Source organism: Ottowia sp., assembly GCF_035444425.1.
In the GTDB taxonomy this organism is placed as follows: domain Bacteria; phylum Pseudomonadota; class Gammaproteobacteria; order Burkholderiales; family Burkholderiaceae_C; genus Ottowia.
Genome location: NZ_DAOMOQ010000028.1, coordinates 22,158 through 46,550, shown reverse-complemented (window position 1 = coordinate 46,550; position 24,393 = coordinate 22,158). Strand labels below are relative to the sequence as shown.

The 24,393-nt window shown below is 68.5% G+C and carries 26 protein-coding genes and 1 pseudogene; 10 read left to right on the top strand and 17 right to left on the bottom strand.

All coding sequences use genetic code 11. The features are described 5' to 3' along the window. The 5 genes from PK606_RS11570 to recG all read right to left on the bottom strand — a co-directional run. Positions 1-609: UbiA family prenyltransferase (locus PK606_RS11570; protein ID WP_324564062.1), on the bottom strand; the 609-nt coding region annotated here is incomplete at its 3' end. Between the two features lie 32 nt (positions 610-641). Further along, positions 642-1,607, bottom strand: a complete 966-nt coding sequence (locus tag PK606_RS11565) for a LysR substrate-binding domain-containing protein (RefSeq protein ID WP_324564060.1) — start codon at positions 1,605-1,607, stop codon at positions 642-644. Further along, on the bottom strand, positions 1,604-1,744 hold the full coding sequence (locus tag PK606_RS11560) for a hypothetical protein (protein WP_324564058.1): 141 nt from the start codon (positions 1,742-1,744) through the stop codon (positions 1,604-1,606). Before PK606_RS11560 ends, PK606_RS11565 begins: the two co-directional genes overlap by 4 nt. A gap of 168 nt (positions 1,745-1,912) precedes the next feature. Then, positions 1,913-2,563: a hypothetical protein gene (locus PK606_RS11555; RefSeq protein WP_324564056.1), complete on the bottom strand. Its 651-nt coding sequence runs from the start codon at positions 2,561-2,563 to the stop codon at positions 1,913-1,915. Between the two features lie 103 nt (positions 2,564-2,666). Further along, the gene (recG, locus tag PK606_RS11550; RefSeq protein WP_324564054.1) at positions 2,667-4,778 is read right to left on the bottom strand and encodes an ATP-dependent DNA helicase RecG; all 2,112 of its coding nucleotides are present in this window, start codon (positions 4,776-4,778) and stop codon (positions 2,667-2,669) included. Between the two features lie 56 nt (positions 4,779-4,834). Here recG and queA point away from each other — a divergent pair, with 56 nt between their 5' ends. Beyond that, complete coding sequence (gene queA, locus PK606_RS11545) at positions 4,835-5,890, top strand: tRNA preQ1(34) S-adenosylmethionine ribosyltransferase-isomerase QueA (RefSeq protein WP_324564053.1); 1,056 nt, start codon at positions 4,835-4,837, stop codon at positions 5,888-5,890. Between the two features lie 18 nt (positions 5,891-5,908). Here the strand turns inward: queA and PK606_RS11540 are convergent, their stop codons facing one another. The 3 genes from PK606_RS11540 to PK606_RS11530 all read right to left on the bottom strand — a co-directional run bounded on the left by PK606_RS11540 (position 5,909) and on the right by PK606_RS11530 (position 8,084). Beyond that, positions 5,909-6,226 carry a non-heme iron oxygenase ferredoxin subunit gene (locus PK606_RS11540; RefSeq protein WP_324564051.1) on the bottom strand — a complete coding sequence of 106 codons (318 nt, stop codon included), beginning with the start codon at positions 6,224-6,226 and terminating at the stop codon, positions 5,909-5,911. A gap of 128 nt (positions 6,227-6,354) precedes the next feature. Then, complete coding sequence (locus PK606_RS11535; RefSeq protein WP_324564049.1) at positions 6,355-6,831, bottom strand: aromatic-ring-hydroxylating dioxygenase subunit beta; 477 nt, start codon at positions 6,829-6,831, stop codon at positions 6,355-6,357. Beyond that, positions 6,828-8,084 carry an aromatic ring-hydroxylating dioxygenase subunit alpha gene (locus tag PK606_RS11530; protein WP_324564047.1) on the bottom strand — a complete coding sequence of 419 codons (1,257 nt, stop codon included), beginning with the start codon at positions 8,082-8,084 and terminating at the stop codon, positions 6,828-6,830. The genes PK606_RS11535 and PK606_RS11530 overlap by 4 nt, the downstream gene beginning before the upstream one ends. Before the next feature lie 138 nt (positions 8,085-8,222). Between PK606_RS11530 and PK606_RS11525 the strand changes: the two genes are divergently transcribed. Together PK606_RS11525 and tgt are read left to right on the top strand one after the other, a co-directional pair. Continuing rightward, a complete protein-coding gene (locus PK606_RS11525; protein WP_324564045.1) occupies positions 8,223-9,605 on the top strand; it encodes a methyltransferase domain-containing protein in 1,383 nt (460 codons plus the stop codon). Between the two features lie 10 nt (positions 9,606-9,615). Beyond that, positions 9,616-10,788 carry a tRNA guanosine(34) transglycosylase Tgt gene (gene tgt, locus PK606_RS11520; protein ID WP_324564043.1) on the top strand — a complete coding sequence of 391 codons (1,173 nt, stop codon included), beginning with the start codon at positions 9,616-9,618 and terminating at the stop codon, positions 10,786-10,788. A 53-nt stretch (positions 10,789-10,841) separates the two neighbouring features. On the opposite strand, the pseudogene PK606_RS11515 reads toward tgt, so the two are convergent. After that, positions 10,842-11,924, bottom strand: a pseudogene (locus PK606_RS11515) (double zinc ribbon domain-containing protein). A gap of 167 nt (positions 11,925-12,091) precedes the next feature. On the opposite strand from PK606_RS11515, the gene PK606_RS11510 reads away from it, so the two are divergent. After that, positions 12,092-12,556 carry a hypothetical protein gene (locus tag PK606_RS11510; RefSeq protein WP_324564041.1) on the top strand — a complete coding sequence of 155 codons (465 nt, stop codon included), beginning with the start codon at positions 12,092-12,094 and terminating at the stop codon, positions 12,554-12,556. 24 nt (positions 12,557-12,580) lie between these two features. Here the strand turns inward: PK606_RS11510 and PK606_RS11505 are convergent, their stop codons facing one another. The 3 genes from PK606_RS11505 to PK606_RS11495 are packed head-to-tail and all read right to left on the bottom strand — an operon-like array spanning position 12,581 to position 14,187. Continuing rightward, positions 12,581-13,048, bottom strand: a complete 468-nt coding sequence (locus PK606_RS11505) for a hypothetical protein (protein ID WP_324564039.1) — start codon at positions 13,046-13,048, stop codon at positions 12,581-12,583. A gap of 7 nt (positions 13,049-13,055) precedes the next feature. Continuing rightward, on the bottom strand, positions 13,056-13,346 hold the full coding sequence (locus PK606_RS11500; protein ID WP_324564036.1) for a DUF2218 domain-containing protein: 291 nt from the start codon (positions 13,344-13,346) through the stop codon (positions 13,056-13,058). A 7-nt stretch (positions 13,347-13,353) separates the two neighbouring features. After that, positions 13,354-14,187: a DODA-type extradiol aromatic ring-opening family dioxygenase gene (locus PK606_RS11495; protein ID WP_324564034.1), complete on the bottom strand. Its 834-nt coding sequence runs from the start codon at positions 14,185-14,187 to the stop codon at positions 13,354-13,356. Positions 14,188-14,395: 208 nt separating this feature from the next. Between PK606_RS11495 and PK606_RS11490 the strand changes: the two genes are divergently transcribed. From PK606_RS11490 to PK606_RS11480, 3 genes are read left to right on the top strand one after another with little or no spacing between them, the layout of a single operon-like run. Next, complete coding sequence (locus PK606_RS11490; RefSeq protein WP_324564032.1) at positions 14,396-14,845, top strand: MarR family winged helix-turn-helix transcriptional regulator; 450 nt, start codon at positions 14,396-14,398, stop codon at positions 14,843-14,845. Beyond that, entirely contained in the window at positions 14,842-15,279 is a 438-nt protein-coding gene (locus tag PK606_RS11485) for a PAS domain-containing protein (RefSeq protein ID WP_324564030.1), read from the top strand. The genes PK606_RS11490 and PK606_RS11485 overlap by 4 nt, the downstream gene beginning before the upstream one ends. A gap of 10 nt (positions 15,280-15,289) precedes the next feature. Further along, the gene (locus tag PK606_RS11480; RefSeq protein ID WP_324564028.1) at positions 15,290-16,054 is read left to right on the top strand and encodes a metallophosphoesterase family protein; all 765 of its coding nucleotides are present in this window, start codon (positions 15,290-15,292) and stop codon (positions 16,052-16,054) included. A gap of 17 nt (positions 16,055-16,071) precedes the next feature. Here the strand turns inward: PK606_RS11480 and PK606_RS11475 are convergent, their stop codons facing one another. Then, the gene (locus PK606_RS11475) at positions 16,072-16,692 is read right to left on the bottom strand and encodes a hypothetical protein (protein WP_502920834.1); all 621 of its coding nucleotides are present in this window, start codon (positions 16,690-16,692) and stop codon (positions 16,072-16,074) included. Between the two features lie 338 nt (positions 16,693-17,030). On the opposite strand from PK606_RS11475, the gene PK606_RS11470 reads away from it, so the two are divergent. Next, on the top strand, positions 17,031-18,254 hold the full coding sequence (locus PK606_RS11470) for an MFS transporter (RefSeq protein ID WP_324564025.1): 1,224 nt from the start codon (positions 17,031-17,033) through the stop codon (positions 18,252-18,254). A gap of 65 nt (positions 18,255-18,319) precedes the next feature. On the opposite strand, the gene PK606_RS11465 is transcribed toward PK606_RS11470, so the two are convergent. Together PK606_RS11465 and PK606_RS11460 are read right to left on the bottom strand one after the other, a co-directional pair. Beyond that, positions 18,320-19,132 (bottom strand): universal stress protein, encoded by an 813-nt coding sequence (locus PK606_RS11465; RefSeq protein WP_324564023.1) that lies wholly within the window; start codon positions 19,130-19,132, stop codon positions 18,320-18,322. A 168-nt stretch (positions 19,133-19,300) separates the two neighbouring features. Then, positions 19,301-20,203: a DMT family transporter gene (locus PK606_RS11460; protein ID WP_324564021.1), complete on the bottom strand. Its 903-nt coding sequence runs from the start codon at positions 20,201-20,203 to the stop codon at positions 19,301-19,303. Positions 20,204-20,682: 479 nt separating this feature from the next. On the opposite strand from PK606_RS11460, the gene PK606_RS11455 reads away from it, so the two are divergent. Beyond that, a complete protein-coding gene (locus PK606_RS11455) occupies positions 20,683-20,835 on the top strand; it encodes a hypothetical protein (RefSeq protein ID WP_324564018.1) in 153 nt (50 codons plus the stop codon). Continuing rightward, complete coding sequence (locus tag PK606_RS11450) at positions 20,836-21,855, top strand: hypothetical protein (RefSeq protein ID WP_324564016.1); 1,020 nt, start codon at positions 20,836-20,838, stop codon at positions 21,853-21,855. Between the two features lie 97 nt (positions 21,856-21,952). Here PK606_RS11450 and PK606_RS11445 read toward each other — a convergent pair whose 3' ends face one another. Then, positions 21,953-23,827 carry a phosphoenolpyruvate carboxykinase (GTP) gene (locus PK606_RS11445; RefSeq protein ID WP_324564013.1) on the bottom strand — a complete coding sequence of 625 codons (1,875 nt, stop codon included), beginning with the start codon at positions 23,825-23,827 and terminating at the stop codon, positions 21,953-21,955. Positions 23,828-24,128: 301 nt separating this feature from the next. Then, positions 24,129-24,266 carry a hypothetical protein gene (locus PK606_RS11440; protein WP_324564068.1) on the bottom strand — a complete coding sequence of 46 codons (138 nt, stop codon included), beginning with the start codon at positions 24,264-24,266 and terminating at the stop codon, positions 24,129-24,131. Positions 24,267-24,393: the final 127 nt, after the last annotated feature.

Genomic DNA, 24,393 nt, shown 5'->3' with positions numbered 1-24,393 from the left:
GTCGTCGTCGCGGTCGACCATGGCGTATTCGGTGTCGTAGGCCAGCACCCAGAACAGGTTGCCGAGCATCAGCCCCCACGCCTCCAGCGGCACGCGGCCCTGCACCGCCGCGTAGGCCATCGGAATGCCGAAGCTGAAGGCCACGCCCAGCACCGCCTGCGGCATCGAGACCACGCGCTTGGCGTAGGGATAGATCAGCGTGACGGCCAGCGCAGGAAACGACCAGGCAATGGTGGCGGCGTTGGTGGTCAGCACCAGGCCAAAGGCGACGAGCGCCAGCACGGCGCCCACGGCCAGCGCTTCCTTCACGCTGATGAGCCCGCTGGTCACCGGGCGCTGCGCGGTGCGCTTGACGTGGCGGTCGAACTCGCGGTCGGCCACGTCGTTGATGCAGCAGCCGGCCGAGCGCATCAGGATGGTGCCGAGCACGAACACCGCCACCAGGTGCCAGCCGGGGAAACCGCCGGCCGCCAGCCACAGCGCGGTCAGCGACGGCCACAGCAGCAGCAGCCATCCGGCCGGACGGTCCCAGCGGATCAGGTCCAGGTACAGCGACAGCTTGCTGCGGCCGGCGGGCGGGCGGGAATGGGAAGAGATCGGGATGTTCATGCCAGTCGATGGATCAGGGGCGGCGCGTCACTTCAGGACAGGCGCGTCACGCCCGGCAAGTCGCAAGCATAGATCGCATTGCGCAGCGCCGCGATGGCCTCGTAGCGCGTGAAGCTGCGCCGCCAGGCCAGCACCACGCGGCGCGTCGGCGGCGCGCCGCTGACATCGTCGTGGATCGGCAGGTAGCGGATCAAGGGCTGGGCGGCGTCAACCTGTGGCGCCGGTGCCGCCAGCCCTGCCGCCGACACCGCCAGGCGCGGCACCAGGGTGACTCCCATGCCGGCGGCCACCATGTGCTGGATGGTCTCAAGCGAGGAACCCTCGAAGCTCTTGCGGATGCCCTCGGTGGTGCTGGCGAAGCGCGCGAACTCGGGGCACACCTGCAGCACATGGTCGCGGAAGCAGTGGCCGGTGCCCAGCAGCAGCATGTGCTCGGCCTTGAGTTGCTCGGTCGTCACGTGCGCCAGATCGGCCAACGGATGATCGACCGGCACCGCGGCTACGAAGGGTTCGTCGTACAGCGGAGCGATCGCCAGTCCGGTGTCGGGAAACGGCTCGGCCAGGATGGCGCAATCGATCTCGCCGGTGCGCAGCATCTCCAGCAGGCGCACGGTGAAGTTCTCCTGCAGCATCAGCGGCATCTGCGGGTTTTGCTCGATGTTCTGGCGCACCAGATCGGGCAGCAGATAGGGGCCGATGGTGTAGATCACGCCCAGCTTGAGCGGTCCGCCGAGCGGATCCTTGCCGCGCTTGGCGATCTCCTTGATCTCGGCCGCCTGCTCCAGCACGCTCTGCGCCTGCCGCACGATCTCCTCGCCCAGGGGAGTCACCGTGACCTCGCCGCTGCTGCGCTCGAACAGCTTCAGCTCCAGCTCGTCCTCCAGCTTCTTCACCGCCACCGACAGCGTCGGCTGCGACACGAAGCAGGCTTCGGCGGCCTTGCCGAAGTGTTTTTCGCGGGCGACGGCCACGATGTATTTCAGCTCGGTCAGGGTCATGCACGCACCTCGCCCTCGTGGCCGGACAGCGCCGTCGCAACCATCGCGCTACGGGGTCGATCCCCGCTGCGCGGGACCCCTCGCCCGGTCCTCCGCACGATCACGGCGACGATGTATTTCAGTTCGGTCAGGGTCATGCGGCGGCACCGTGCAAACGCATCATGCAGATGGGACGAGCTTCGTACAAGGAAAGCACAGGATACGCGAGCTCAGCCCAGCCTGAGCACAAACATGAAACGGCCACGGACAAGCCGTGGCCGTTTTCTTGCGCGGCCCCGCAACCGCGCGATCTGGCGGGTGCCGAATCAGCTGACCTTGTCCGGGAACTGCTTGGCGATGCCGTCGGCGAGCACGTCGGCAATCATGTCCATGTGCTTCTGCATCTCGGTCCACAGCCTGGCCTGCTCGGCAGCAGGTGCGTTGGCCATCATGGCGTCCACCTGCAGCTTGTGGTGGCCGGCGTGCGCCAGCAACGCGCTCTGCAAGCCGCTTACGGTCCAGTTCTTCGGATTGGCGCCGGCAAAGAACTTGGCGATCTCGGACGCGTTGGCCGCCAGCGCATCCATGGCCTTCTGTTCGCCGGCTGCGTTTTTCGCCCTGGCGGTGTCAGTGAGCGCCTTGACGCCCTGCCAGTGGCCGGCCAGCAGCTTCAGCGTGCCGTCGGCAGCGCCCTGGCCGTAATAGCCGCCGACCGCGCTGGCAATCTGCTTGGCGTTGTCGACCACCGCCGTCTCCGCCCGTTGCGCCGCACCGCTGTCACCGGCGTGCACGGCACGCGCATAGTCACGCGTGGTGTCGATATGCCCCCGCCACAGCGAACGCATCGCCGCATGCAGCTTGGGCGCCGTTGATGGGGTGACAGCCTTGGTGACGCGATCGACTCCCGATTTGATCGACGAGCAGCCTGCGGCGAGCCCGCCAAGCACCATCACGCTGAGTATGGAACGCCGTTTCATGATCGATTCCTTTCAGCCATGTCTAGTTCATGGATGAATTCATTCTGCGCTCCGCGACATGTCCATGTGACTGGCACACGTATAGCACGCCGACGGTGAAGTACTAGGCTTTCAGGTAATCGGTCCGCGCGCCGAGCCAGCGCGCCACGTGCCGTGCGGCCAGGTCGGGATGGCGCGCCAGCATCACGGGCGCCGCCCGCCGCGCCCATTGCAGCAGCTCGCTGTCCTCGGCCAGATCGGCAAAGCGCAGCAGCGCCGCGCCGGACTGGCGGGCACCGAGGAACTCACCCGGCCCGCGGATCTCCAGGTCGCGTCGCGCGATCTCGAAACCGTCGTGCGTCTCGGCCATGGCCTTCAGCCGTTGGCGCGCGGTTTCGCCCAGGCGGCCACCATCGGGCGTGGCGTACAACAGCACGCAGGCCGACGCCGCCGCGCCGCGTCCGACGCGGCCGCGCAGCTGGTGCAGCTGCGACAGGCCGAAGCGCTCGGCGTGCTCGATCACCATCAGGCTGGCGTTCGGCACGTCGACACCGACCTCGATCACCGTGGTGCTGACCAGCACCGCCATCTGGCCGCCGGTGAACAGGCTCATCACCGCTTTCTTCTCGGCCGGCGGCATGCGCGAATGCAGCAGGCCGACCACGGCGCCAGCCAGTGCCGCCGACAGCTCGGCATGGGTTTCGGTGGCGTTGCGCAGGTCGAGCGCCTCGCTCTCCTCGATCAGCGGACAGACCCAGTAGACCTGTCGCCCGGCGTCGATCTGCGCGCGGATGCGCTCGATCACCTCGGCGCGGCGGTGCTCGGCCACCAGCTTGGTCACCACCGGCGTGCGCCCGGGCGGCAGTTCGTCCAGCGTGGACACGTCCAGGTCGGCGTAGTAGCTCATCGCCAGCGTGCGCGGAATGGGTGTGGCACTCATCATCAGCAGGTGGGGCTCTTGGCTGACGCCTTCCCCCGGCGGGGCAGGGGGCGAGCCCGCCAGCTTGCGTCGCAGATCCAGCCGCTGCTGCACACCGAAGCGGTGCTGCTCGTCGATGATCGCCAGGCCGAGCCGGCGGAACTTCACCTGGTCCTGGATCACCGCGTGCGTGCCGACGACCAGCGCCGCCGAGCCGTCCTCGATCGCGGCCAGCATCTCGCCGCGCGCCTTCTTTTTCTGGCTGCCGGTAAGCCAGGCCACGCGCTGGCCACGCGCCGCCAGCAAGGGTGCCAGCCATTCGACCAGCTTGGCGAAGTGCTGCTCGGCCAGGATCTCGGTCGGCGCCATCAGCGCGCACTGCCAGCCGGCGTCGATGGCGATGCAGGCGGCCAGCGCCGCCACCACCGTCTTGCCGCTGCCGACGTCGCCCTGCAGCAGGCGGTGCATCGGCTGCACGGCGCCCAGGTCGCGCGCGATTTCCTCGCCCACGCGGCGCTGCGCCCTGGTGAGCTGGAACGGCAGCGCCGCCAGCAGCTGCTCGTGCACGCCGCCGCGCGCTAGGCGCAACACCGGTGCGCGCAGTTGCTCGCGCGCGCGGCGCGCCTGCAGTTGCGACAGCTGCTGCGCCAGCAGCTCCTCGGCCTTCAGGCGTTGCCACGCGGGATGGCTGTGGTCCTCCAGCTGCGCCAGCGCCACACCGGGCGTCGGATGATGCAGGAACGACAGCGACTCGCGCAGGCTCCACAGGCGCAGGTGCTCGAGTTCGCCCAGGATCTCCGCTGGCAGCGTTTCCGACAACTCGGCGCGCGCCAGCCCGGCCAGCACCGCCTTGCGCAAATAGGGCTGCGGCAACTGCGCCACGGTCGGATAGATCGGCGTCAGCGCTTCGGGCAGGGCGCCGCCGGCGGCACGCACCGTGGGGTGCATCATGCTCAGGCCGGCGAAGCCGCCGCGCAGCTCGCCGCGCGCGCGGATCCGGCTGCCCGCCGCCATCTGCTTGAGCTGCGACGGATAGAAGTTGAAGAAGCGCAGCAGCACCGTGTCGCTGCCGTCATCCACGCGCACCAGCAGCTGCCGGCGCGGGCGGTAGACGATCTCCTGCTGCATCACCTCGCCCTCGATCTGCACCGTGTCGCCGTCGCGCGCATCGCTCAGGGCGACGATGCGCGTCTCGTCCTCGTAGCGCAGCGGCAGGTGCAGCGCCAGGTCGATGTCGCGCACCAGGCCGAGCCTGCGCAGCGCCTTCTGCGGCGGGCTCAGCTTGGCTCGGTCGGGGGCAGCAGCCGGGTCGGGCATGGGACAATTGTCGCCGTCTCCCATCTCCTGGAACGGGTCCGTCCGGCCCTTGGGCCATGTCCGACCGCATCTTCACCACGAGCGACTTCGATTTCGCTCTGCCGCCCGAACTCATCGCCCAGCACCCCGCGCCCGAGCGCAGCGGCTCGCGGTTGCTGGACGGCAGCGGCAGCATGCCGGTCGACCGCGCTTTCCGCGACCTGCCGGCGCTGCTGCGCAAAGGCGACCTGCTGGTCTTCAACGACACGCAGGTGGTCAAGGCGCGCCTGTTCGGCGCCAAGCCGAGCGGCGGCAAGCTGGAACTGCTGATCGAGCGCGTGCTCGCCGACGGCAGCGTGGCGGCGCACATGAAGGTGAGCAAGAAGCCGGCCGTGGACGCGCGGCTGCGCATGGCCGGTGGTTTCGAAGCGGAACTGCTGGGGCGCTGGCCCGATGCCGACGGCGCGCTGTTCCAGCTGCGACTGTCGGGCGACCCCTACGAACTGATGGCAGCCCACGGCCACGTGCCGCTGCCGCCGTACATCGAGCGCCCTCGCAGTGGCGACATCGCGCACGCCGGCACGCCGGAGGACGAATCGCGCTACCAGACCGTGTTCGCCCGGCACCCGGGCGCCGTCGCCGCGCCGACCGCAGCGCTGCACTTCGACGAGGCCTTGCTGGCCGCCCTCGACGCGCATGGTGTGCAGCGCGCCTTCGTCACCCTGCACGTGGGCGCCGGCACCTTCCAGCCGGTCAAGAGCGAATCGATCGCCGAGCACGTGATGCACCACGAGCGCTACCACCTGCCACCTGAAACCCTGGCAGCGATCGAGGCTTGCCGCGCGCGCGGCGGCCGCGTGGTGGCCGTCGGTACCACCAGCGTGCGCACGCTGGAAAGCTGGGCACAAACCGGCGCGGCCAGCGGCGACACCGGCATCTTCATCACGCCGGGATTCCGCTTCCAGGTGGTCGATGCGCTGGTCACCAACTTCCACCTGCCGCGCAGCACGCTGATGATGCTGGTCAGCGCCTTCGCCGGCCACGGGCGCGTGATGGCGCTGTACCGGCATGCCGTCGCGCGGCGCTACCGCTTCTTCAGCTACGGCGACGCGATGTGGCTGACCAGGGCGTGACGTTGCGCGGCAGACGGCCTACGCCAGATCCAGCCACACGCGCCCACCCTCGATCTTGACGGGGTAGCTCCGGATCGCCTCCTCGCACGGCTCCAGCGTGGCGGCGCCACTGCGGATGTCGAAGCGCCCCTGGTGCAAGGGGCACTCGATCTCGTGGCCTTCCAGGAAGCCGTCGCAGAGCCGGCCATGGCCGACATGCGAGCAAATGTTGTCGGTGGCGTAGACCTCGCCGGCCTCGGTCTTGTAGATGGCGACGTCGTGGCCCTGCGCGGCCACGCCGATGCCCGCGCCCTCGAACAGGTCGCCCTCGTCGGCCACGTCGATCCAGTTGCTCATGTGAATTCCTTTCGATTGATTCAAGTGACCACGGAGCAGGCCATGCCAGCAGTCGCCATGGAGCGGGCCTGGCACGGCCACCGGCGACGCCGCCCTTGGGGAAGGCGCGCAGCGCCGCCGGAGGAGTTCTATATCGGGTAGATGATGGAATTGGGGATCATCTCGCTGTCGTAGATGACCAGCCGCTCGGCGAACTTCAGGCCATCGGGTGTCGCCACCACGCGGTCGATGTAGCGGCCGACGTTGAACACGCTGGACAGCCCATCGAGCTTGGTGCGGAACACCGCATAGTTGCTTTCACAGCGGATGCCGTCTTCGCCCACGCTGCGCAGCACCGGCGCACCGACCACGTGGCGCTGGTAGTAGGGGTCGTGGAACAGCGTTTCCTTGATGCCGTAGACACGGTCGCGCAGGCTGGCCTGACTGTCGAACGACAGCGTCGCCAGCGGAAAGCCGCGCTCGTGGTTCTCGCGCGGCTGCAGCTTGTAGAGGCAGTCGTCGGTGAAGAATCCAGGCCACAGATCCCAGTCGCCCGAGTCGACGGCGGCGGCATAGTCGGCCTGCAGTTGCAGCAGCGCCTGCCAGGTGTCGAAGTCGAGTTTCATGTCTTGGTTTCCATGACCTTGCGCCAGTACTCGTACATGCCACGAATGAGGGTTTCCGTCACCATGTGATCGGTCTCCTCGACACCGCGCCCGCCCAGCAGCGCCAGCGCGCGGTGATCGGTCTTCTGCGTGAAGCCGCATTGCGACAGCTCGATCGCCTCGCCGTCATCGGCCGACACAAAACCGGCCGGACCGAACAGGTTGGCCTGGCGCAGGCGACGCGCGGTCATCTCGGGCGTGTCGTCGGCGAAGCCGAAGTGCGTCCAGACGAAGTCGAAGTTGCCATGCCCATCGGGCTGGATGTGGCGCGTCGACACGCTGTTGACCTGCTGCTGGAAGATCACGCTGGGGAAGATGGTGGTCATCACCGCCGTCGGCTCGCCCCACCAGTCCTCGTGCACGATGTCGAGGAAGCGCTTGTCCTCCAGCTCCATGCTGGACTTGAAGCTTGACACCTGCGAGACGTCGGACTGCTTGCCGGCGTTGCCGCGCGTCGAGATCATGGCGGCGTGGCGATGCTGCGCATCCATCTTCAGCGCCGCCTTGTTGTCGGCGCGCCAGAGCCCGAAGGTGACGAACCAGGTGTGCAGCAGGCCCGGGTGGTAGGGGTCCTTGATGTTCTCCTGCATCAGCTTCCAGTTGCCGGGAATGCGCTGGCGGTTGTAGCCGAGGATGCTCAGCTCGCGGCCGTTGAACAGGCGGTCGAAGTACGTCAGGATGGTGGGCCCGAGGTAGTCCTCCAGCGGCTCAACCTCATGGTCGAAGCTGGCGAACACCACGCCGCCGCGCGTGGCGACCTTCAGCTTGGTCAGGCCGTGCTCCTTCGGGTTGAAGTCGGCCGGCATGCCGCCCTTCACCTGACCATCCTGCCGCACGCCGCGGCGCAGCGGCACGCCCTGCAGGTCACCCGAGAGCGTGTAGCTCCACTGGTGGTAAGGGCAGACGAATTCCTTCACCCCGCTGCCGTGGCGTTTGCGGCAGAACTGCATGCCGCGGTGCGCGCACACGTTCTCAAAGCAGTGCAGCTGGCCGTCGGCGGCGCGACTGAGGATGACCGAGCGCTCACCCACCACCGTGCGCTTGAAGTCGCCGGGTTTGGGCACCTCGGCCTCCAGGCCGACGTAGCACCAGTGGCCCTGGTAGAAGAAGCGCCGCAGTTCCTCCTGGTGGAGCGCGGCGTCGGTGTAGACGGCGAACGGGATGCGACTGGTGTCGGGCCCGGGCCACTGCACGGTTGGAACGGCGGAAGTCATGGCGCTTGCCCCAGTCAAGAATTCACTGCCTAGAATTGATATGTGAGCATACCATTTCATGCCGCTGCGCACTGATTTTTTTCAGCTTGCCGCGCCAGGATCACGGCTGGACGACGCATATCCGATAATTTCAGCTTCATGGCGCCGCGCCCGCGCGGCGCCATCTACTTTTCGTCGCCGCAGCAGCCCATGCCAGACCACACCATCCCCGACGACGCCTTCACGCGCGAACTGCAGACCATCGGCACTGATATCGGCAACGGCCGGCTGCAGCAGGCCGCGCAGGCGCTGAACAAGATCCAGCGGCAGGCCCCGCTCGATGCGCGCGTGCCCTTGCTCGGCGTGCGCCTCGCCAACGCCGCCGGCAACCTGGGGGGCGCGACGCAGGCCGCGCAGCGCGCGCTCGAACTCGCGCCCGACTGGCCGGTGGCGCTGATGGAACTGGCGCTGGCGCTGACACGCCAGGGCCAAGCCGAGCAGGCGATGCCGCATGCGCGCAAGGCGGTCCGCCTGGCGCCGCAGGATCTGCAGGTGCTGCCGCGCGCGGTGGCGGTGGCGGCGCAGGCCAAGGCGTCCAAGGAAGCCATTGCGTGGGCGCAAGCGGCGCAGCAGCTGCAGCCCGGCAACCTGGTGTTCCCAATCTTTCTCGGCCAGTACCTGATGCATGACCAGGACTACGTACAGGCGCGCACGCACTTCGACCGTGTGCTGGACGTCGATCCGCAGAACGTGCTGGCCTTGCGCGGCGCGCTGAGCTGCGCGCTGGAAACCAAGAGCGAGGCCGAGGCCATCGCCCTGGCGGATCGCCTGGTCGCACTGCAGCCCGACGACGAGGACGTGCGCTACTTCCATGCGCTGGCGCACCGCCAGATGCCCGCCACGCAGCCGCGCTCGGTGGTGACTTCGCTGTTCGACAGCTACGCACCCCGGTTCGACCTGCACCTGGTGCGCGGCCTGGAATACAAGGTGCCCGAACGGGCCGCGCAGATCATCACCGAGCTGCATCCCGATCGCCGCTTCAACCTGCTCGACCTGGGCTGCGGCACCGGGCTGCTGGGCGTGTACCTGGGCCGCATCGACGGCCACCTGATCGGCGTCGATCTGTCCGGGAAGATGATCGAGCAGGCTGCACGGCACGGCCTGTATTCACGCTTTCACCAGGTCAACCTGCTCGACGCGCTGCGCGACACGCCGGCCGACCATTACGAGGTCATCGCCTGCCTCGATGCACTGATCTACGTCGGCGAGCTGGCGCCGGTGATCCCCAACGCGCTGCGCATCCTCAAGCCGGGCGGCCACTTCGTGTTCTCCTGCGAGACGGCCGAGGAAGACGAGGCCGACATGGTGCTGCGCGGCAAGAGCCAGCGCTACGCGCACAAGGCGTCCTACGTCGAACGCCTGTGCCGCGAAGCCGGTTTCGACGAGGTGCGCATCGAGCACCTGCCGGCGCTGCGGACGGAAGCCAAGGTGCCGCTGCCCGGCTACATCGTCGTCGCTCGCAAACCGGTAGCGACGCACTGAACCGCCGGCCGTGCTTCGCTTCGAACTGCTCGCCACCGACCCGGCCAGCCACGCGCGCCGCGGGCGCCTGACGCTCAACCACGGCGTGGTCGAGACGCCGATCTTCATGCCGGTGGGCACCTACGGCACCGTCAAGGGCGTGACGCCGCGCAGCCTGCACGAGATGGGCGCGCAGATCATCCTGGGCAACACCTTCCATCTGTGGATGCGCCCCGGGCTGGAGGTCCTGCAGCAATTTGGCGGCCTGCACCAGTTCGAGAACTGGGTGCGGCCGATCCTCACCGATTCGGGCGGCTTCCAGGTCTGGTCGCTGGGCGAGATGCGCAAGATCAGCGAGGAAGGCGTGAAGTTCGCATCGCCCGTCAATGGCGATCGGCTGTTCCTGACGCCCGAGATCTCGATGCAGATCCAGACCGTGCTGAACAGCGACATCGTGATGCAGTTCGACGAATGCACGCCGTACGAGACCAAGGGCCACGTCACCACCGAACGCGAGGCACGCGCATCAATGGAGTTGTCGCTGCGCTGGGCCAGGCGCTGCCAGGCCGAGTTCGCGCGGCTGGAGAACCCCAACGCGCTGTTCGGCATCGTGCAGGGCGGCATGTTCGAGGCGCTGCGGCAGGAGTCGCTGGAGCAGCTGGTTGAGATGGACTTCCCCGGCTACGCCATCGGCGGCGTCAGCGTCGGCGAGCCGAAAGAGGACATGCTGCGCATCACCGCGCACACGCCGCACCGCCTGCCCGCGCACAAGCCGCGCTACCTAATGGGCGTCGGCACGCCGGAAGACCTGGTCTACGGCGTGCAGCAGGGCGTCGACATGTTCGACTGCGTCATGCCGACGCGCAATGCGCGCAACGGCCACTGCTTCACGCGCTTCGGTGACCTGAAGATCCGCAACGCGCGCTACAGGAACGACCCACATCCGATCGACGAGACCTGCAGCTGCTACGCCTGCGCGGGCAGCTCGGGCGTGCCGTGGATCGAAGGCGGGCGCGACGGCTTCTCGCGCGCCTACCTGCACCACCTGGACCGCTGCGGCGAGATGCTGGGCCCGATGCTGGCCACGGTGCACAACCTGCACTACTACCTGCGGCTGATGAGCGAGTTGCGCGCGGCGCTCGACGGCGGGCGGCTGAGCACGTTCGCGCAGCAATTCCGCAGCGATCGCGCCCGCGGCCTGTAGGCCAGGGCAGAGCGGCGCCGGCCAGGGGGCCGCTTCGTCGAACGGTTGCCGCGCTACGGCGATGTCGGCACGGAGGCGGCCGGCTGGTCCGGATGTTCATCGTCCACCACCGGCGTACCGCACGCGTGGCAGAAGCGGGCGAACGTGCTCTTGCGCTGCCCGCAGTGCGCGCAGCGGTCGAACAGGCCGATGCCGCAGTGCGGGCAAAAATCGATCTCGGGGTTCTTCAGGTCCACCGCGCGCTCGCAGCCCGGGCACACGCCCTTGGCCATGCGCGCCTGCGCGGTGTCGTAGCCCAGTTCCTCGCGCCGCCGGCGCTCGGGCTGCGCTTCGGCCGCGCGCTGGCGCTCCAGGTAGCGCTGCAGGCCGACAATGGCCCAGCGCCCGATCAGCACGGTGAGGACGATGCCGACGGCATAGCGCACGTAGCCGCCATAGCTGGGCAGGTAGGGCACCAACTCGACGAAGAAACTGAACAGCGCGAACAGGATGAAGCCCCAGACGAACGGCCACCAGCGGCTCTGGCGCTTGCGCCGGAACAGCCAGCCAGCCAGCAGCAGCAAGGGCAGCGTGAGCGCCAGCCGGTAGCCGAACACGCGCAGCTCCTGCGCCCGCAGCGCCCGCTCGAAGTCGCCGCGCGCCGCCTCCTGCATCTCGTTCAGCCGGCGCCGCGCCGCGTCCCCGGCCTGAGTGGCGTCGAGCAGCGCCTGCTGCTGGCGCTCGACCTCGGCACGCGCCGCGCGCTCGCGCGCCTGCAACTCGTCCAGCGCCCGGGTGCGTGTGATCACCTACGGATCCTGCTCGGCGCGCGCGGTGGCACGCCGCGTGGCGATCCAGTTGGCAAAACCCTGGCGCGCGTTGCCGACGTCGGACTGCACCACCTGCAGCTTGAGCCGCGCCTGCTCCAGCGCGTCGCTGGCAGCCGGAATGCGGCGCTCGGACTCGGCGATGGTGGCGCGCGCCGCGCGGGCCGCATCGGAATCCATGAAGTCGTCGATCGAGCGCACCGACTCCACCTTCGGCAGGTCGCCGACGACGGTGCCGCCCAATCCGATCAGAAAGCCGGCAAACACCAGCGCCACCAGCCAGAGGCCGCGCTGAAACCATTTTTCCGACCGCCGCAGGGCCTTGCTCATGAGTGCTCCAGACTTCCCGATCACGGAAATGTAGCCATATGCCCGGTGGCTGCCCGGCGCGGCGGGAGCCATCCCGTCACCTCCATGGTGTAGCCGTTCAAGCCGCGATCCACCTACGATGAACCCGCACGGCCTCAATTATTTTCCGTGCCCCAGGGAGGTTTGTCATGAACGCAGAGTCAAGGATTCTCAGCAACAAAGCATTGCTGGCATTGATTGGTCGCCGCATCCCGGCGATCTACGACCTGATTCCTCGCCATCGGATCCGGGACAGGATGGGAGAGCCCCATCCCATTCCGTGGCTCGTGGCCGGCATGGCGATGGGCCGCCTCGCGCTGCAGTCGGCGCACGCGGCGCAGCGCGGTGGCGGCAAGGCCGGGGTGGCGATGGATTACCTCGATGACTGGTGTCCGGTGGGCAAGCCCATCCCGTTCCCGATTCGGTTCCCGATCGACGACATCCTGGGTGATGACCCGCCGCGACCCGAAGAAGCCGACATGCGCGATCTGCACCTGGGCGTGGCCCTGGGCCTGGCGGCAGCCAGCCTCGGCGTCAAGGATCCAGCCTTGCAGGAAGTCATCGATCAAGGGATCCAGCGTTCGATCGGCGTGCTGGCGCGACCAGTCGGCTGACCCGCACCGCACGCTGGGCCGCCCTCAGTCCGTCAGGCTGATGCCGTCCAGCCCCCAGTGATGCAGCGCCTCGCGCAGGATCAGCAGGCGCGCAGCCGATTCACCATCCACCGGCAGCGCGTCCTGGGAAGCTGGCCGGCCGGCGGCGCGGGCGACCAGGCGGTTGAACAGTTGTTCCACCGCGTCGAGTTCCAGCCAGCGCGCGTCCGCAGCCAGTCCGGCATGACGCGCCAGCACGCGCAGCGCGGGATCGGTGCTGGCCAGTCGCATGCCGGCCGGCAGTTGCGCGCGCGCCGGCATCACGGCGTCCTCGACCATCTCGATGGCCAGTTCGAGTTCCTGCGGCGTCGGTGGTGCATGCAGAAAATGCCGATCGGCAACCAGTCGGGTGCCGACCGGCAGGCTCAGCTGCCGGACGCCGCCGGCAGCCAAGCCCTGCTCGAGCAGCACGGTGCGCTCGGATATCAGGAGCGCGACAAGGGCGGTAACCATGAACTGCTCAGCCTACCTGCCGTTGCCAGTGCCAGACGTAGCTTTCGCCGCGCGCCACGCGCTGCGCATGATCGACCACCACCTGTTCGAAGCGGTCCATGTCGGCGTCGGGCAGCCCTTCCAGACGCACGCTCAGGCACCCGTCTCCGACCGTCAGCAGGCAGCGGCCAAACGGCAGGTCGATGCGGCCCTGGGTGTCATCCTGGCTGACCGGGAACTTGTGGCCCCAGTGCTTGCACAGGCGCAGGATGATGCGCGCCGGCTCGACCGTGGTGATGGTGGCGATGGACACAGCCATCGGGGTTTCAACCGAAGCGGAACGCCGAGATATCGACCGCCATCACCGCATCGGTGAACACCTTGGCACCGCGGTCGTCACCGGCGGCGCCGGCCACCACGTGCAGCGGCAGCAGGTGCTCCTCGGCACGCAGCGGATGCGACAGGCGGCCGGCCGGACCGCTGGCCGTGTCCCACGCCGCCAGGCGCGCGTTGCGCTCGTGCTGCGGCAATGCCACGGTTTCGCCCAGCCAGCGGTCGAACTCGGCCGCCACCGGTGTCGAGCGCGCATCGCCGTAGCCGCGCATGTTGTGGTAGCTCATGCCGCTGCCGACGATCAGCACCCCTTCATCGCGCAGCGGCGCCAGCGCCTGGCCGAGCCGCAGGTGTTCGGCGGCATCCAGGCTTTGCAGCAGCGACAACTGCAGCACCGGCAGCTCGGCATCGGGGAAGGCGACTTTCAGCGGAATGAAGACGCCGTGGTCCCAGCCGCGCGCGGCGTCCTGCGCAACCGGCAGGCCGGCCTGCGCCAGCGCCTGCTGCACGCGCTGGCTCAGTTCGGGCGCGCCCGGCGCGGGGTAGCTCAGCTCGTAGGTGTGGGGCGGAAAGCCGTGGTAGTCGAAAATCAACTCCGGCCGATCCGTGGCGCCCACGGTGGCCTGCGGCGCCAGCCAGTGGCCGGAAACCAGCAGGATGGCCTTCGGCATCGCCGGCAGGCTGGCCGGGATGCCACGCAGGAAGGCCGCGGTCCGGTCCCAGGCATCGGCGGGGTTCCAGCCCATGAAGAAGCAGGGGCCGGCGCCGTGCGGGATGAACAGCGTCGGCTGACGCGCGGGCTTGGTGGAATCGGTGGCTGTGTTCATGGGTTCCAGTTTGCACCGCCACCGCCGCGATGCAAGCCGCCCGATTTCACGACGGCATTCAAATCAATTGAATGGTCCCCTGCTTCCAGGCACCCCTCGCGCGGCACACAGCACCAAGCCTTCGGGTCGCTGCGGTGGTGATCGGGCGCGCTCGACACCGGCTCCGATATATCACGTCATGATATAAATAGGCCGACTGAAAACCACCATGCCCACCCGTCCCCTGACCGAACCCGACTTCGAGACGCTGGCGCATTTCCGCCACCAGTTGCGCCGCTTCCTGCACGCCAGCGAGGAACTCACGCAGGCGCACGGCTGCACGCCGGCGCAGTACCAGTTGCTGCTGCAGTTGCGCGGCTATCCCGGCCGCCGCTGGGCCAGCGTCGGCGAGCTGGCCCAGCGCCTGCAGGCACGCCACCACGGTGTCGGGGCGCTGGTGACACGCTGCGAGCTGGCCGGCTGGGTCGAACGCCGCGCCAGCCAGGAAGACCAGCGCGTGGTCGAGGTGCACCTGACACGCAAGGGCCGGGCGCTGATCGACAAGCTGGCAGCGCTGCACCACGAGGAATTGCGGTCGATTCGCAGCGGCTTCGCCGTGCCCGGCATCACGCCTGCGACCCGTCCCGCCACACCACCCACCAAGGAGATCCGATCATGAGCAGCGCAGCCGATCCCGCAGCCGATGCGCCCTGGCGTCACATCCTGGCCGACACGCCCGACGCCATCATCTACGCCGACACCGAGGGCATCATCCGCGCCTGGAACGCCGGCGCCGAAAGCGTGTTCGGCTTCAGCGCCGCCGAGGCGCTGGGCCAGAGCCTGGACCTGATCATCCCCGAGCGGCTGCGCGCCGCCCACTGGCGCGGCTTCAATCGCGCCATCGCGCGCGGCACCACCAGCCACGGCGCCGAAGTGCGCACCACGCGCGGCGTGCACAAGGACGGCCGCAAGCTGTACGTCGACATGAGCTTCGGGGTGGTCAAGGACGACGCAGACGAGGTGCTGGGCTCGGTCGCCATGGCGCGCGACGTGACGCAGCGCTACCTGGCCGAGAAGGCGCAGCGCGACCGCGCCAGCCCCGGCGCCGCGTGAGCACACGGCCATGAAGCTGCACATCCTGTCCGACCTGCACCTGAGCGTGGGCGCGCTCGAGCCGCCACGCGCCGACGCCGACGTGGTGGTGCTGGCGGGCGACATCATGCGGCCGGCGCAGGCCGTGGCGTGGGCGCAGCAGTTTACGCAGCCGGTCATCTACGTGCTCGGCAACCACGAGTTCTACGGCGGCAGCCTAGACGGCACGGTGGCGGAATTCAGGCGCCTGTGCGCCGGCACCTCGGTGCACCTGCTGGACGACGAGGCCCTGGTGATCGACGGCGTGCGCTTTCTCGGCAGCACGCTGTGGACCGACTTCCGCCTGTTCGACGACGAGCAGCAGCGCCAGCAGGCCATGGCACAGGCGCAGGAGCTGGTGCACGACTTCCTGCGCATCCGGTTGCACGATGGCAGCGACGAGTTGTTCTCACCGGCGGCGGCGGCGGCGCGCTTCGCCCGCCATGCCGCCTGGCTCGATCAGGCGCTCGATGTGCCGCACGCCGGGCCGACCGTGGTCATCACGCACCACGCACCATCGACGCAGAGCATCCACCCGCGCTTTGCCGGTTCGCCGCTGAACGCCTGCTTCGTCTCCGACGCCGACTACCTGCTGCGCGGCCAGCGCGCCGCGCTCTGGATCCACGGCCACACGCACGACAGCTTCGACTACCAGGTCGACGGCACGCGCGTCATCTGCAACGCGCGCGGCTACGCCAAGACGGGAGTGAACGAGAACGCGCAGTTCGACCCGCTGCTCACGCTCGAGGTCGGCTGAACGCGGCGCGGCGGGCGTCAGCCCGCCTCCGTCCACTCGCTGACCGCAACCATCTCCGGATCGTCGGCGTGCTCGAGCAGCATGCGCTGCACGCGCTGCTGCCACAGCTCGCCGAAGCGCCGCTCCTCCTCGGGCGTCGGGCTGCCGACCACGACGCGCGGCAGCAGCGAGCGCATCTCGTCGGGCCAGGGCACGACGCTGGCGTCCAGTTCCACCTGCACCGCCTGGCCGGTGTCGCGGCGGCGCAGCGCGAAGGTGCCGCTCACCGGCTGGTCGAAGCTGAGCAGATCCTGGCGCGAGAAACGGCCGCCCGGCCCGATGCCGTGAAAGCCGGTCTCCCGGGCCGCACCGGTCAGCAACTGCACCACGGCGGCGATCACGCCGGTGGTACCGCTGTCGGCCTGGTCGCGCATCGACACCTCGACGTTGCCGCGCTCCGGCAACGCGTCGCCATACAGCGCGCGCAGGCCGCGCAGCGTCATCAGGTAGGCGCCGGCCACCGTGGGGCACGAATGGCCGGCCAGGCGCACGGCGTCGGCGTAGGTGTATTCGATCACCCCATCCTCGGCGGCGCCGAGAAAGGCCGCCAACGGATCACGCATCGTCAGCGTCGGCGCGTCGTCGAAGAAGGCCGGCATGCCGTTGCGCCGCTGCGCCGTTGGGTTGCGACCAGTGGCGGGTGGTGTGGGCGTACCGGCGGCGGGGGCCATGTCTTGCTGCGGCGTCATGGTCAACTCCAATCAGTGCGGGCATCGCGGCGATGCCCAGGGATGTTCAGACTGCCGGGGATCATCCCCTGCATGGCCGATCACTGCCCTGAATCAGACCCGATTCCCTACTCGTGAAGCAGTCATGCCACCTGGCGGCACGGGCCGCCGGAGGCCACGGGCATCTGCCACCATCCCGGCCGCAGCCGGCATGACGCTACAATGCGCAGGCCATCCAGCACCAATCGCCGCGACCGACCGATCCACCCATGCCGCCCGAGCCGGCCGCCGCACCCGCCCTCTCGCCGCGCAGCGTGGTGCTCGGCCTGTCGGCGCTGCAGCTCGTCAGCTGGGGCAGCGTGTTCTACGGCTTCGCGCTGTTCATGGAGCCGGTCGAGCAAAGCCTGGCCTTGAGCCGCGCGCAGTCCTCGCTCGCCTTCAGCCTGGCGCTGCTGGCCGAAGGCCTGGCGGCATTCGCGATCGGCCGCTGGATCGACCGCGGCCGTGAGCGCGCGGTGATGACCGGCGGCTCGCTGGTGCTGGCCGCCGGACTACTGGCACAGGGCCTGGCCAGTTCGCTGGTCGGCTTCTACGCGGCCTGGATCACGCTCGGCCTGGGCCTGGCGGCAACGCTCTACACACCGGTGTTCGCGGTGGTCACGCGGCGCTATCCGTCCAACTTCCGGCGCGCCATCATCACCATCACCTTCCTCGGCGGGCTGGCCAGCACGGTGTTCATCCCGCTCACCGACCTGCTGGTGCGCGCGATCGGCTGGCGCGGCGCCTCCTGGTCGCTGGCGGCGCTACATCTGCTGCTGTGCGCACCGCTGCACGCCTGGCTGCTGCGCGGCGCGCCGTCAGCACGCGCCTGCCCGCACGATGGCTCGGCCCGCGCTGCCGGCGGCGAGGCGCTCACGGCGCATCTGCGCAGCCCGCCGTTCTGGTACCTCGGCGTGTTCATCGTGCTGCTGCTCGCAGCCACCGCCGCGCTGCCGCCGCACCTGGTCAGCCTGCTGCGCGAAAGCGGTCTGCCACCGGCCTGGGCCATCGCGGTGCCGGCCAGCATCGGCGCACTGCAGGTGCTCGGACGGCTGGTGCTCTACGTCGGCGAGCGACAGCTCGACGTGCACGCCACCAACCGCTGGGCGCCGCTGCTGGTGCCGCTGGGCCTGCTGACGCTGCTGCTCGGCTACGGACACCCCAGCGGCACGCTGCTGTTCGTGGCCTTGTTCGGCATCGGCAACGGCATGCTGACCATCGTCAAGGGCACCGTCATGGCCCAGTACGTCAGCGCCGCGCACGTCGGGGCACTCAACGGCGCACTCGGCCTGCCGCTGGCGCTGGCCCGCGCTGCGGCGCCGCTGGCGGTCGGGCTGCTGTGGACACCTAGGCACGGTTACGCCCTGGGCCTGGTGCTGCTGCTGGCGCTCAGCGTGCTAGGCCTGGCCACGCTGTGGCGCGGCCAGGCACTGGCCTTGCGGGCGCCGCGCTGACACTCCCTAGAACGCAACAACGCACGCCGCGGGTCGCGGCGTCGTTGTCGATACCACCCCGGGCTTCAGGGCATCCGCGTATAGATCGCCACCCCGCCGACACGCAGCGCGGCGGCGGTAACGCTGCCGGCCAGGGCCGACTTCAGCGCGCTGCGGCCGCGCGTGGTCATGGCCAGCATGGTGTTCGGCCAGCCGCGCACGAAGGTCGGGATGGCTTCGTCCGGCTCGCCGTGCAGCACCTCCCAGCCGACATCCAGCCCATGCTGGCGCGACAGGCGCGCCGCATGCGAATGCACATAGCTGGATTCCATCACGTCGCCCGGGGCGATGCCGGCGGCGCGCGTGGCCTCCGGCGAAATGACCGACACCACCACCAGGCGCGCCTTCAGCCACTGCGCCAATTCGACCGCCTGAGGGATGATCGACTCCGACAGCTCGCTGCCGTCCAGCGGCACTGCAATGCGCTCGACGGCCGTCATTGCCGTGCCAGCATCCGCGTCTTCCTCCTGCGGCCGATAGACCAGGATCGGGTTGCCGCCCTGGCGCAGCACGTTCAGCGCCGTGCTGCCCAGCACCGCGCGCATCACGCCCGAGCGGCCGTGCGAGGTGATCGCCACCAGCGTGCCCGGCACGCGCGCCGCCTCGGCGAGGATGGCGCCCGGCACGTCGCCACTGGCCACCGTGCACACCGCCTGCGCGCCATGCGCGTTGGCCAGCGTCTGCAGCGCGTGCTCGACCTCGGACTGCTTGTCGCTCTTCTCGACCGCCTGGTACAGCGCCAGCTGCGCACCGGTGGCGCTGGTGATCGCCTTCACCAAAGGCAGGATCTGGTGCGAAAACGGCGATCCATCAACGGGCACGAGAATTCGGGTGTACATGGTTTGGCAGCTCCGGCAAGGTTTCCTGAGATGAGAAGCCTCTGACAGCAGGCTTCGCTGGCACGACGCGAAAACCCGTAGTTTGGCAGAAAAAGCACGCTCGTCCGGCGCATTCTGGCGCCGATCGACCCCGGGGCATCCCCAATGCGTCGTGCAAGGCCAGCCGGCTCAAGCCGTCTCGCGGCCGCCGCGCGCGGGCAGCAGCACGGCGCCGATCGCCACCACCACGCAGGTCATGGCCGCCAGGTCCTGCCACTGCGGCCACTCGCCGACGATCAGCGGCGCGCTCAGCACGCCGATCAACGGCACCGCCATGATGCTCATGGCGCTGGTGCTGGGCGGCAGCACGCGCGCCAGCCGGAACCAGATCACCTGCGAGGCGCCGTAGTTGACCAGCACTGCCCACACCAGACTGGCCCAGACCGCGGGGCTGAAGCGCCAACTCAGGGTCGGCTCCAGCGCCAGCGCCAGCGGCGCGATGGCCAGCGCCGCCAGCGCCATCATCCACACCACCAGGGTTTCGCTCGGCAGCGTGATGGCGGTGCGGCGCATCCACACCGTGCCCAGCGCCCAGCACAGCGCCGCCCCCTGCATCCAGGCGATGCCGGCCGGCTGGCCGGCCAGTTGAGCCAGCTCGTTCCACAGCAGCAGGGTGATGCCGGCCAGCACCGCCGCCGCGGCCAGCAGCAGGCGCGCGGTCAGCCGCTCGCCATAGAACAGCACGCCCAGCGCCACCGTCCACACCGGCATGGTGAAGCCCAGCACCGCCGCACGCCCGGCCGGCAGCTGGGCCAGCCCGTAGATCGACAGCGCGTGCCAGCCCAGCATGTTGGGCAGGCCGAGCCAGACCACCTGGCGCCACTCGGCAGCGCCGCGCGGCAGCATGCGGATGCCTTGCAGGCGGAAGAACAGCAGCAGGCCCAGCGCGCCCAGCGCCATGGTCAGGGCGCGGAAGTGCAGCGGCCCGAGCTCGCGCAGCGACAGCTTCATGACCGGCCAGTTGATGCCCCACATCAGCGTGAGCACGATCAAGCCGATCAATTGGGAGCGCGACAGCGAGGCGTGGGTCATGCGGCAGGCGGGCGCCCTGCACGGGCGCGAAAAGGACCGCTGAACGGCGCTGGCCGCGGCGCGGGTGAGGGCCGCAGCTTACGCGCTTTGCCGTCGCCACGGTCGCTGCCGCACGAATGCCGCCGGCAGATGCCGCAGACGCCGCAGACGCCGAAGCCAGCGCTGGCCCGGTGCTCGTCCGGCGCCGGCCACGCCGGACGCGGCGATCGGCACATACAGTCGGGCGCATGCGCCGCCCGCCGACCGAGGCCGCTGGGGGCACCGCAGCAGGACACCCCACCCACCCTGTGACGTCGAACCGGCCCTGAAGCGTATGGGCGCCGCCACAACCGATTGCTACTTTTCTATACCAACGTAACAATCTCGCCCGGAGTGTGAAATTGTTCACAAACTTCCGGCCAGCACACAACCGGAAGGGCGGCCGTGACCACCCTCCTTCTTGTTCCATCCACTCATCAACGAAACAGGAGTACCGGTCCATGAAACATCCGGCAAGTCAGGACATCATCGTCACCACCCACGGCCGCCGCCAGTTCCTGCGGCTTGCGGCCGGAATCGGCACCGCCGGCATCGCCGGCGGCGTGCTCGTGGCCTGCGGCGGCAGCGACGGCGGCCTGGAGAGCGCAGCCTAGTTGGGCACCGACTTCAGCGGCTGCACAACCGCTCAGTGGGGTCTGTACCGTAACAACAAGAACGCCTTCGGCACGGTCGAAGTGTGGAACGACGCCTACAAGCTCTACATCAAGGTGACGTTCACCGATACCACCGCCCGTTTCACCAAGCTCGTGTTCTGGGCCGGAACCACGTGGGATCCGGACGGTGTCACGGGCGCCTGCCGGCCGCAACTGAACGAACAAGGCGGCATGTGGGATTACTCGACCAACGCCAGCGGTTCCGCAAGCCATTCGTACACCATCGAGCGCACGTGGACCGACGTGGGCGTCGATGCCGATGCACTGTGCAACCTGGACCCTGAGGACCAACTCCCGCTTCACGTGGTGATCTACGCAGAAAACGACAAGAACCAAGCAGGTTTCGGCGGTGAGCAGACTGGCTCCAGCACCGGCTGCAACAAGCAGGGCAACGGACCCTGGTGGTATTACGGCGACTACACCATCTGCTGCGGCGTCATCCCGGTCGCCGGCAGTTGGAGCTGCGGCGAAGGGGCATACGCGTTCGGCACGCACATCCTGGCCGCGGTGGACCTCAACCCCAAAACCGGACGGCCCAAGAACAACCCGGACAACCTGCCTTCGCTCGGACTGGAGAACAGCAGTTGGGGCTGGGCCATCGAGATGATTGCGCCGAACCATGAAGCCGATCTAGTCGAGCAGAGCTATCCCTTGTACATGGGCGCAGGCCAGCTCGACCGCGACAAGGGTGCCGTGGTCGGGTCGGTCCACATCGTTTGGGACGGCACAAACGTCACGGTCCGGTACACGGTCAACCAAGGCTACGCCCTGGGCGAACTGCACCTGTATGCCGGCGACGCGGAACCGGCGACGACAGCGCCCGGACAATGGGGCCGGTCGTTCACACCCGACGCAGGCAGCATCAGCTATACCTTTCCCACGTTTGCACTGGCCGATACCGGTTCTGATGGCGTGTGGTTCATCGCCAAGGCGGAACTGTGCCAGTGGGTGAGCGAGTGAGTTGACCAGCTGGCGCGGCACCGTTTCGCAACCACCGCGTTGAGCAAAAAAGGCCCGTGAATGCACGGGCTTTTTCTATGGCTGCGGCAGCACACCGTCAGGCCAGCAGCCGCTCTTCCATCGCCTTCCTGGTTTCGGTCATCTGCTCCGGCAGCCCCTGCGCAAGCCGCTCGAACAACTCGTCGTGCAGCGTGAACTCCTCTTGCCAGGCGTTCCTGTCGATACTGGTGACGGTGGCGAACTGCTCCGGGCTGAAGGCCAGGCCGGTCCAGTTGATCTCGCCGTAGACCGGTGCGACGCCGAACATGGTCTGTTGGCCGACCACGCGATTCTCGGCGCGGTCGATGATCCACTTGAGCACACGCATGTTCTCACCGTAGCCGGGCCAGACGAACCTGCCGTCGGCGTCCTTGCGGAACCAGTTGACGCAGTAGATGGCCGGCAGGCTGGCACCCTGCGCCTTCAGCTTGTCGCCCAGCTTCAGCCAGTGACCGAAGTAGTCGGCCATGTTGTAGCCGCAGAACGGCAGCATGGCGAACGGGTCGCGCCGCACCACGCCCTGCTTGCCGAAGGCGGCGGCGGTGGTCTCGCTGCCCATGGTGGCGGCCATGTAGACGCCCTCGGTCCAGTCACGCGCCTCGGTCACCAGCGGCACGGTGGTCGAGCGGCGGCCGCCGAAGATGAAGGCGTCGATGGGCACGCCGGCCGGGTCGTCCCAGGCCGGGTCGAGCACCGGGTTGTTGGTCGCGGCGACGGTGAAGCGCGCATTGGGGTGCGCCGCCTTGCGGCCGGCCTTGCCGTCCTCGGGCGTCCAGTCCTGGCCGCGCCAGTCGATCAGGTGCGCCGGCATGCTGGCGCCCTCGTCCTTTTCCATGCCCTCCCACCAGACGTCGCCGTCGTCGGTGAGCGCGACGTTGGTGAAGATGACGTCCTGGTTCAGGCTCAGCATGCAGTTCGGGTTGGTCTGCATGTTGGTGCCGGGCGCGACGCCGAAGTAGCCGGCCTCGGGGTTGATGGCGTACAGGCGGCCATCCGTGCCGGGCTTGATCCAGGCGATGTCGTCGCCGATGGTGGTGACCTTCCAGCCTTGAAAGGCCGGCGGCGGCACCAGCATCGAGAAGTTGGTCTTGCCGCAGGCGCTGGGGAAGGCGGCGGCGACGTGGTATTTCTTGCCCTCGGGCGCGGTGACGCCCAGGATCAGCATGTGCTCGGCCAGCCAGCCCTCGTCGCGGCCCATGCTGGAAGCGATGCGCAGCGCGAAGCACTTCTTGCCCAGCAGCGCGTTGCCGCCGTAGCCCGAGCCGTAGCTCCAGATCTCGCGCGTCTCGGGGTAGTGGACGATGTACTTGACGTCGGGGTTGCAGGGCCAGGGGGTGCTGTCCCGCTCGCCTTCGGCCAGCGGCGCGCCGACCGTGTGCACGCAGGGCACGAACTCGCCGCTCTCGCCCAGCACGTCGATGGCGCCCTTGCCCATGCGCGTCATCAGCTTCATGTTGACGGCGACATAGGCCGAGTCGGACAGCTCGACGCCGATGTGGGCGATCGGGCTGCCCAGCGGACCCATGCTGAACGGGATGACGTACATGGTGCGCCCGCGCATGCAGCCATCGAACAGCGGCTCGAGCTTGGCGCGCATCTCAGCCGGCGGGGTCCAGTTGTTGGTCGGGCCGGCGTCTTCCTGGCGCTCGGAGCAGATGAAGGTGCGGTCTTCGACCCGCGCCACATCGGACGGATCGGACCAGGCCAGGAAGGAGCCGGGGCGCTTGGCCGGGTTCAGCCTCTTGAAGGTACCGGCATCGACCAGCTGCTGGCACAGGCGCTCGTACTCGGCCTGGCTGCCGTCGCACCAGTAGACGGCATCGGGCTTGCACAGGGCCACCATGTCACCCACCCAGGCAATCAGCCTGGCGTTCTTGACATAGGCAGGGACATTCAAGTCCTTGACCATCCCGGGAGTCAGGGGTGCGTTCATCGACAAAAGCTCCTAAGTTCGAAATCCTCTTTCCAAAGGCTGGCGGCGCCTTTGGAAAGCGGACTTGGCTCTGGCTGAGGATCCAAGGGCGGCGCGGGCGCTGCGGCGCCTTGCGCATGCGGGCGACACGGGCGACCGAGCCCGCGGGGTGACGATTTTATGAAACCTGGCCGACGAGCGCCTGACACCGCGCGAAAAGCCGCAGCGCGCCTCGAGGGCGCGCTGCGAAGGTTCGGCGATGAAGCCGGCGCAGCCCGGGGACCGTGCGCCGTTCAATCGTTGCGGCAACCCGGGCGCCGCGTCAGGCCATCGTCACGGCGATGAAGGCCAGCAGGAAGATCACGATGGCCCCGGCCAGCGGAACCACCAGCGGGATGTGCTTGGTGACTTCCTCCATCGGGTCGGGCTGCAGGGATTCGTCATGGGCTGGCGCGGTCATGATGAGGGCCTCTTGAAGTTGACGTTCTTGTAAGGAATGGTTCAGCGCATTCTAGCCGCTGGACACGGTTTCAGGCCTGCGGCCTTACCCCGAGACCAGGGCCAGCCGGCGCCGTGCCGGCTGGTGG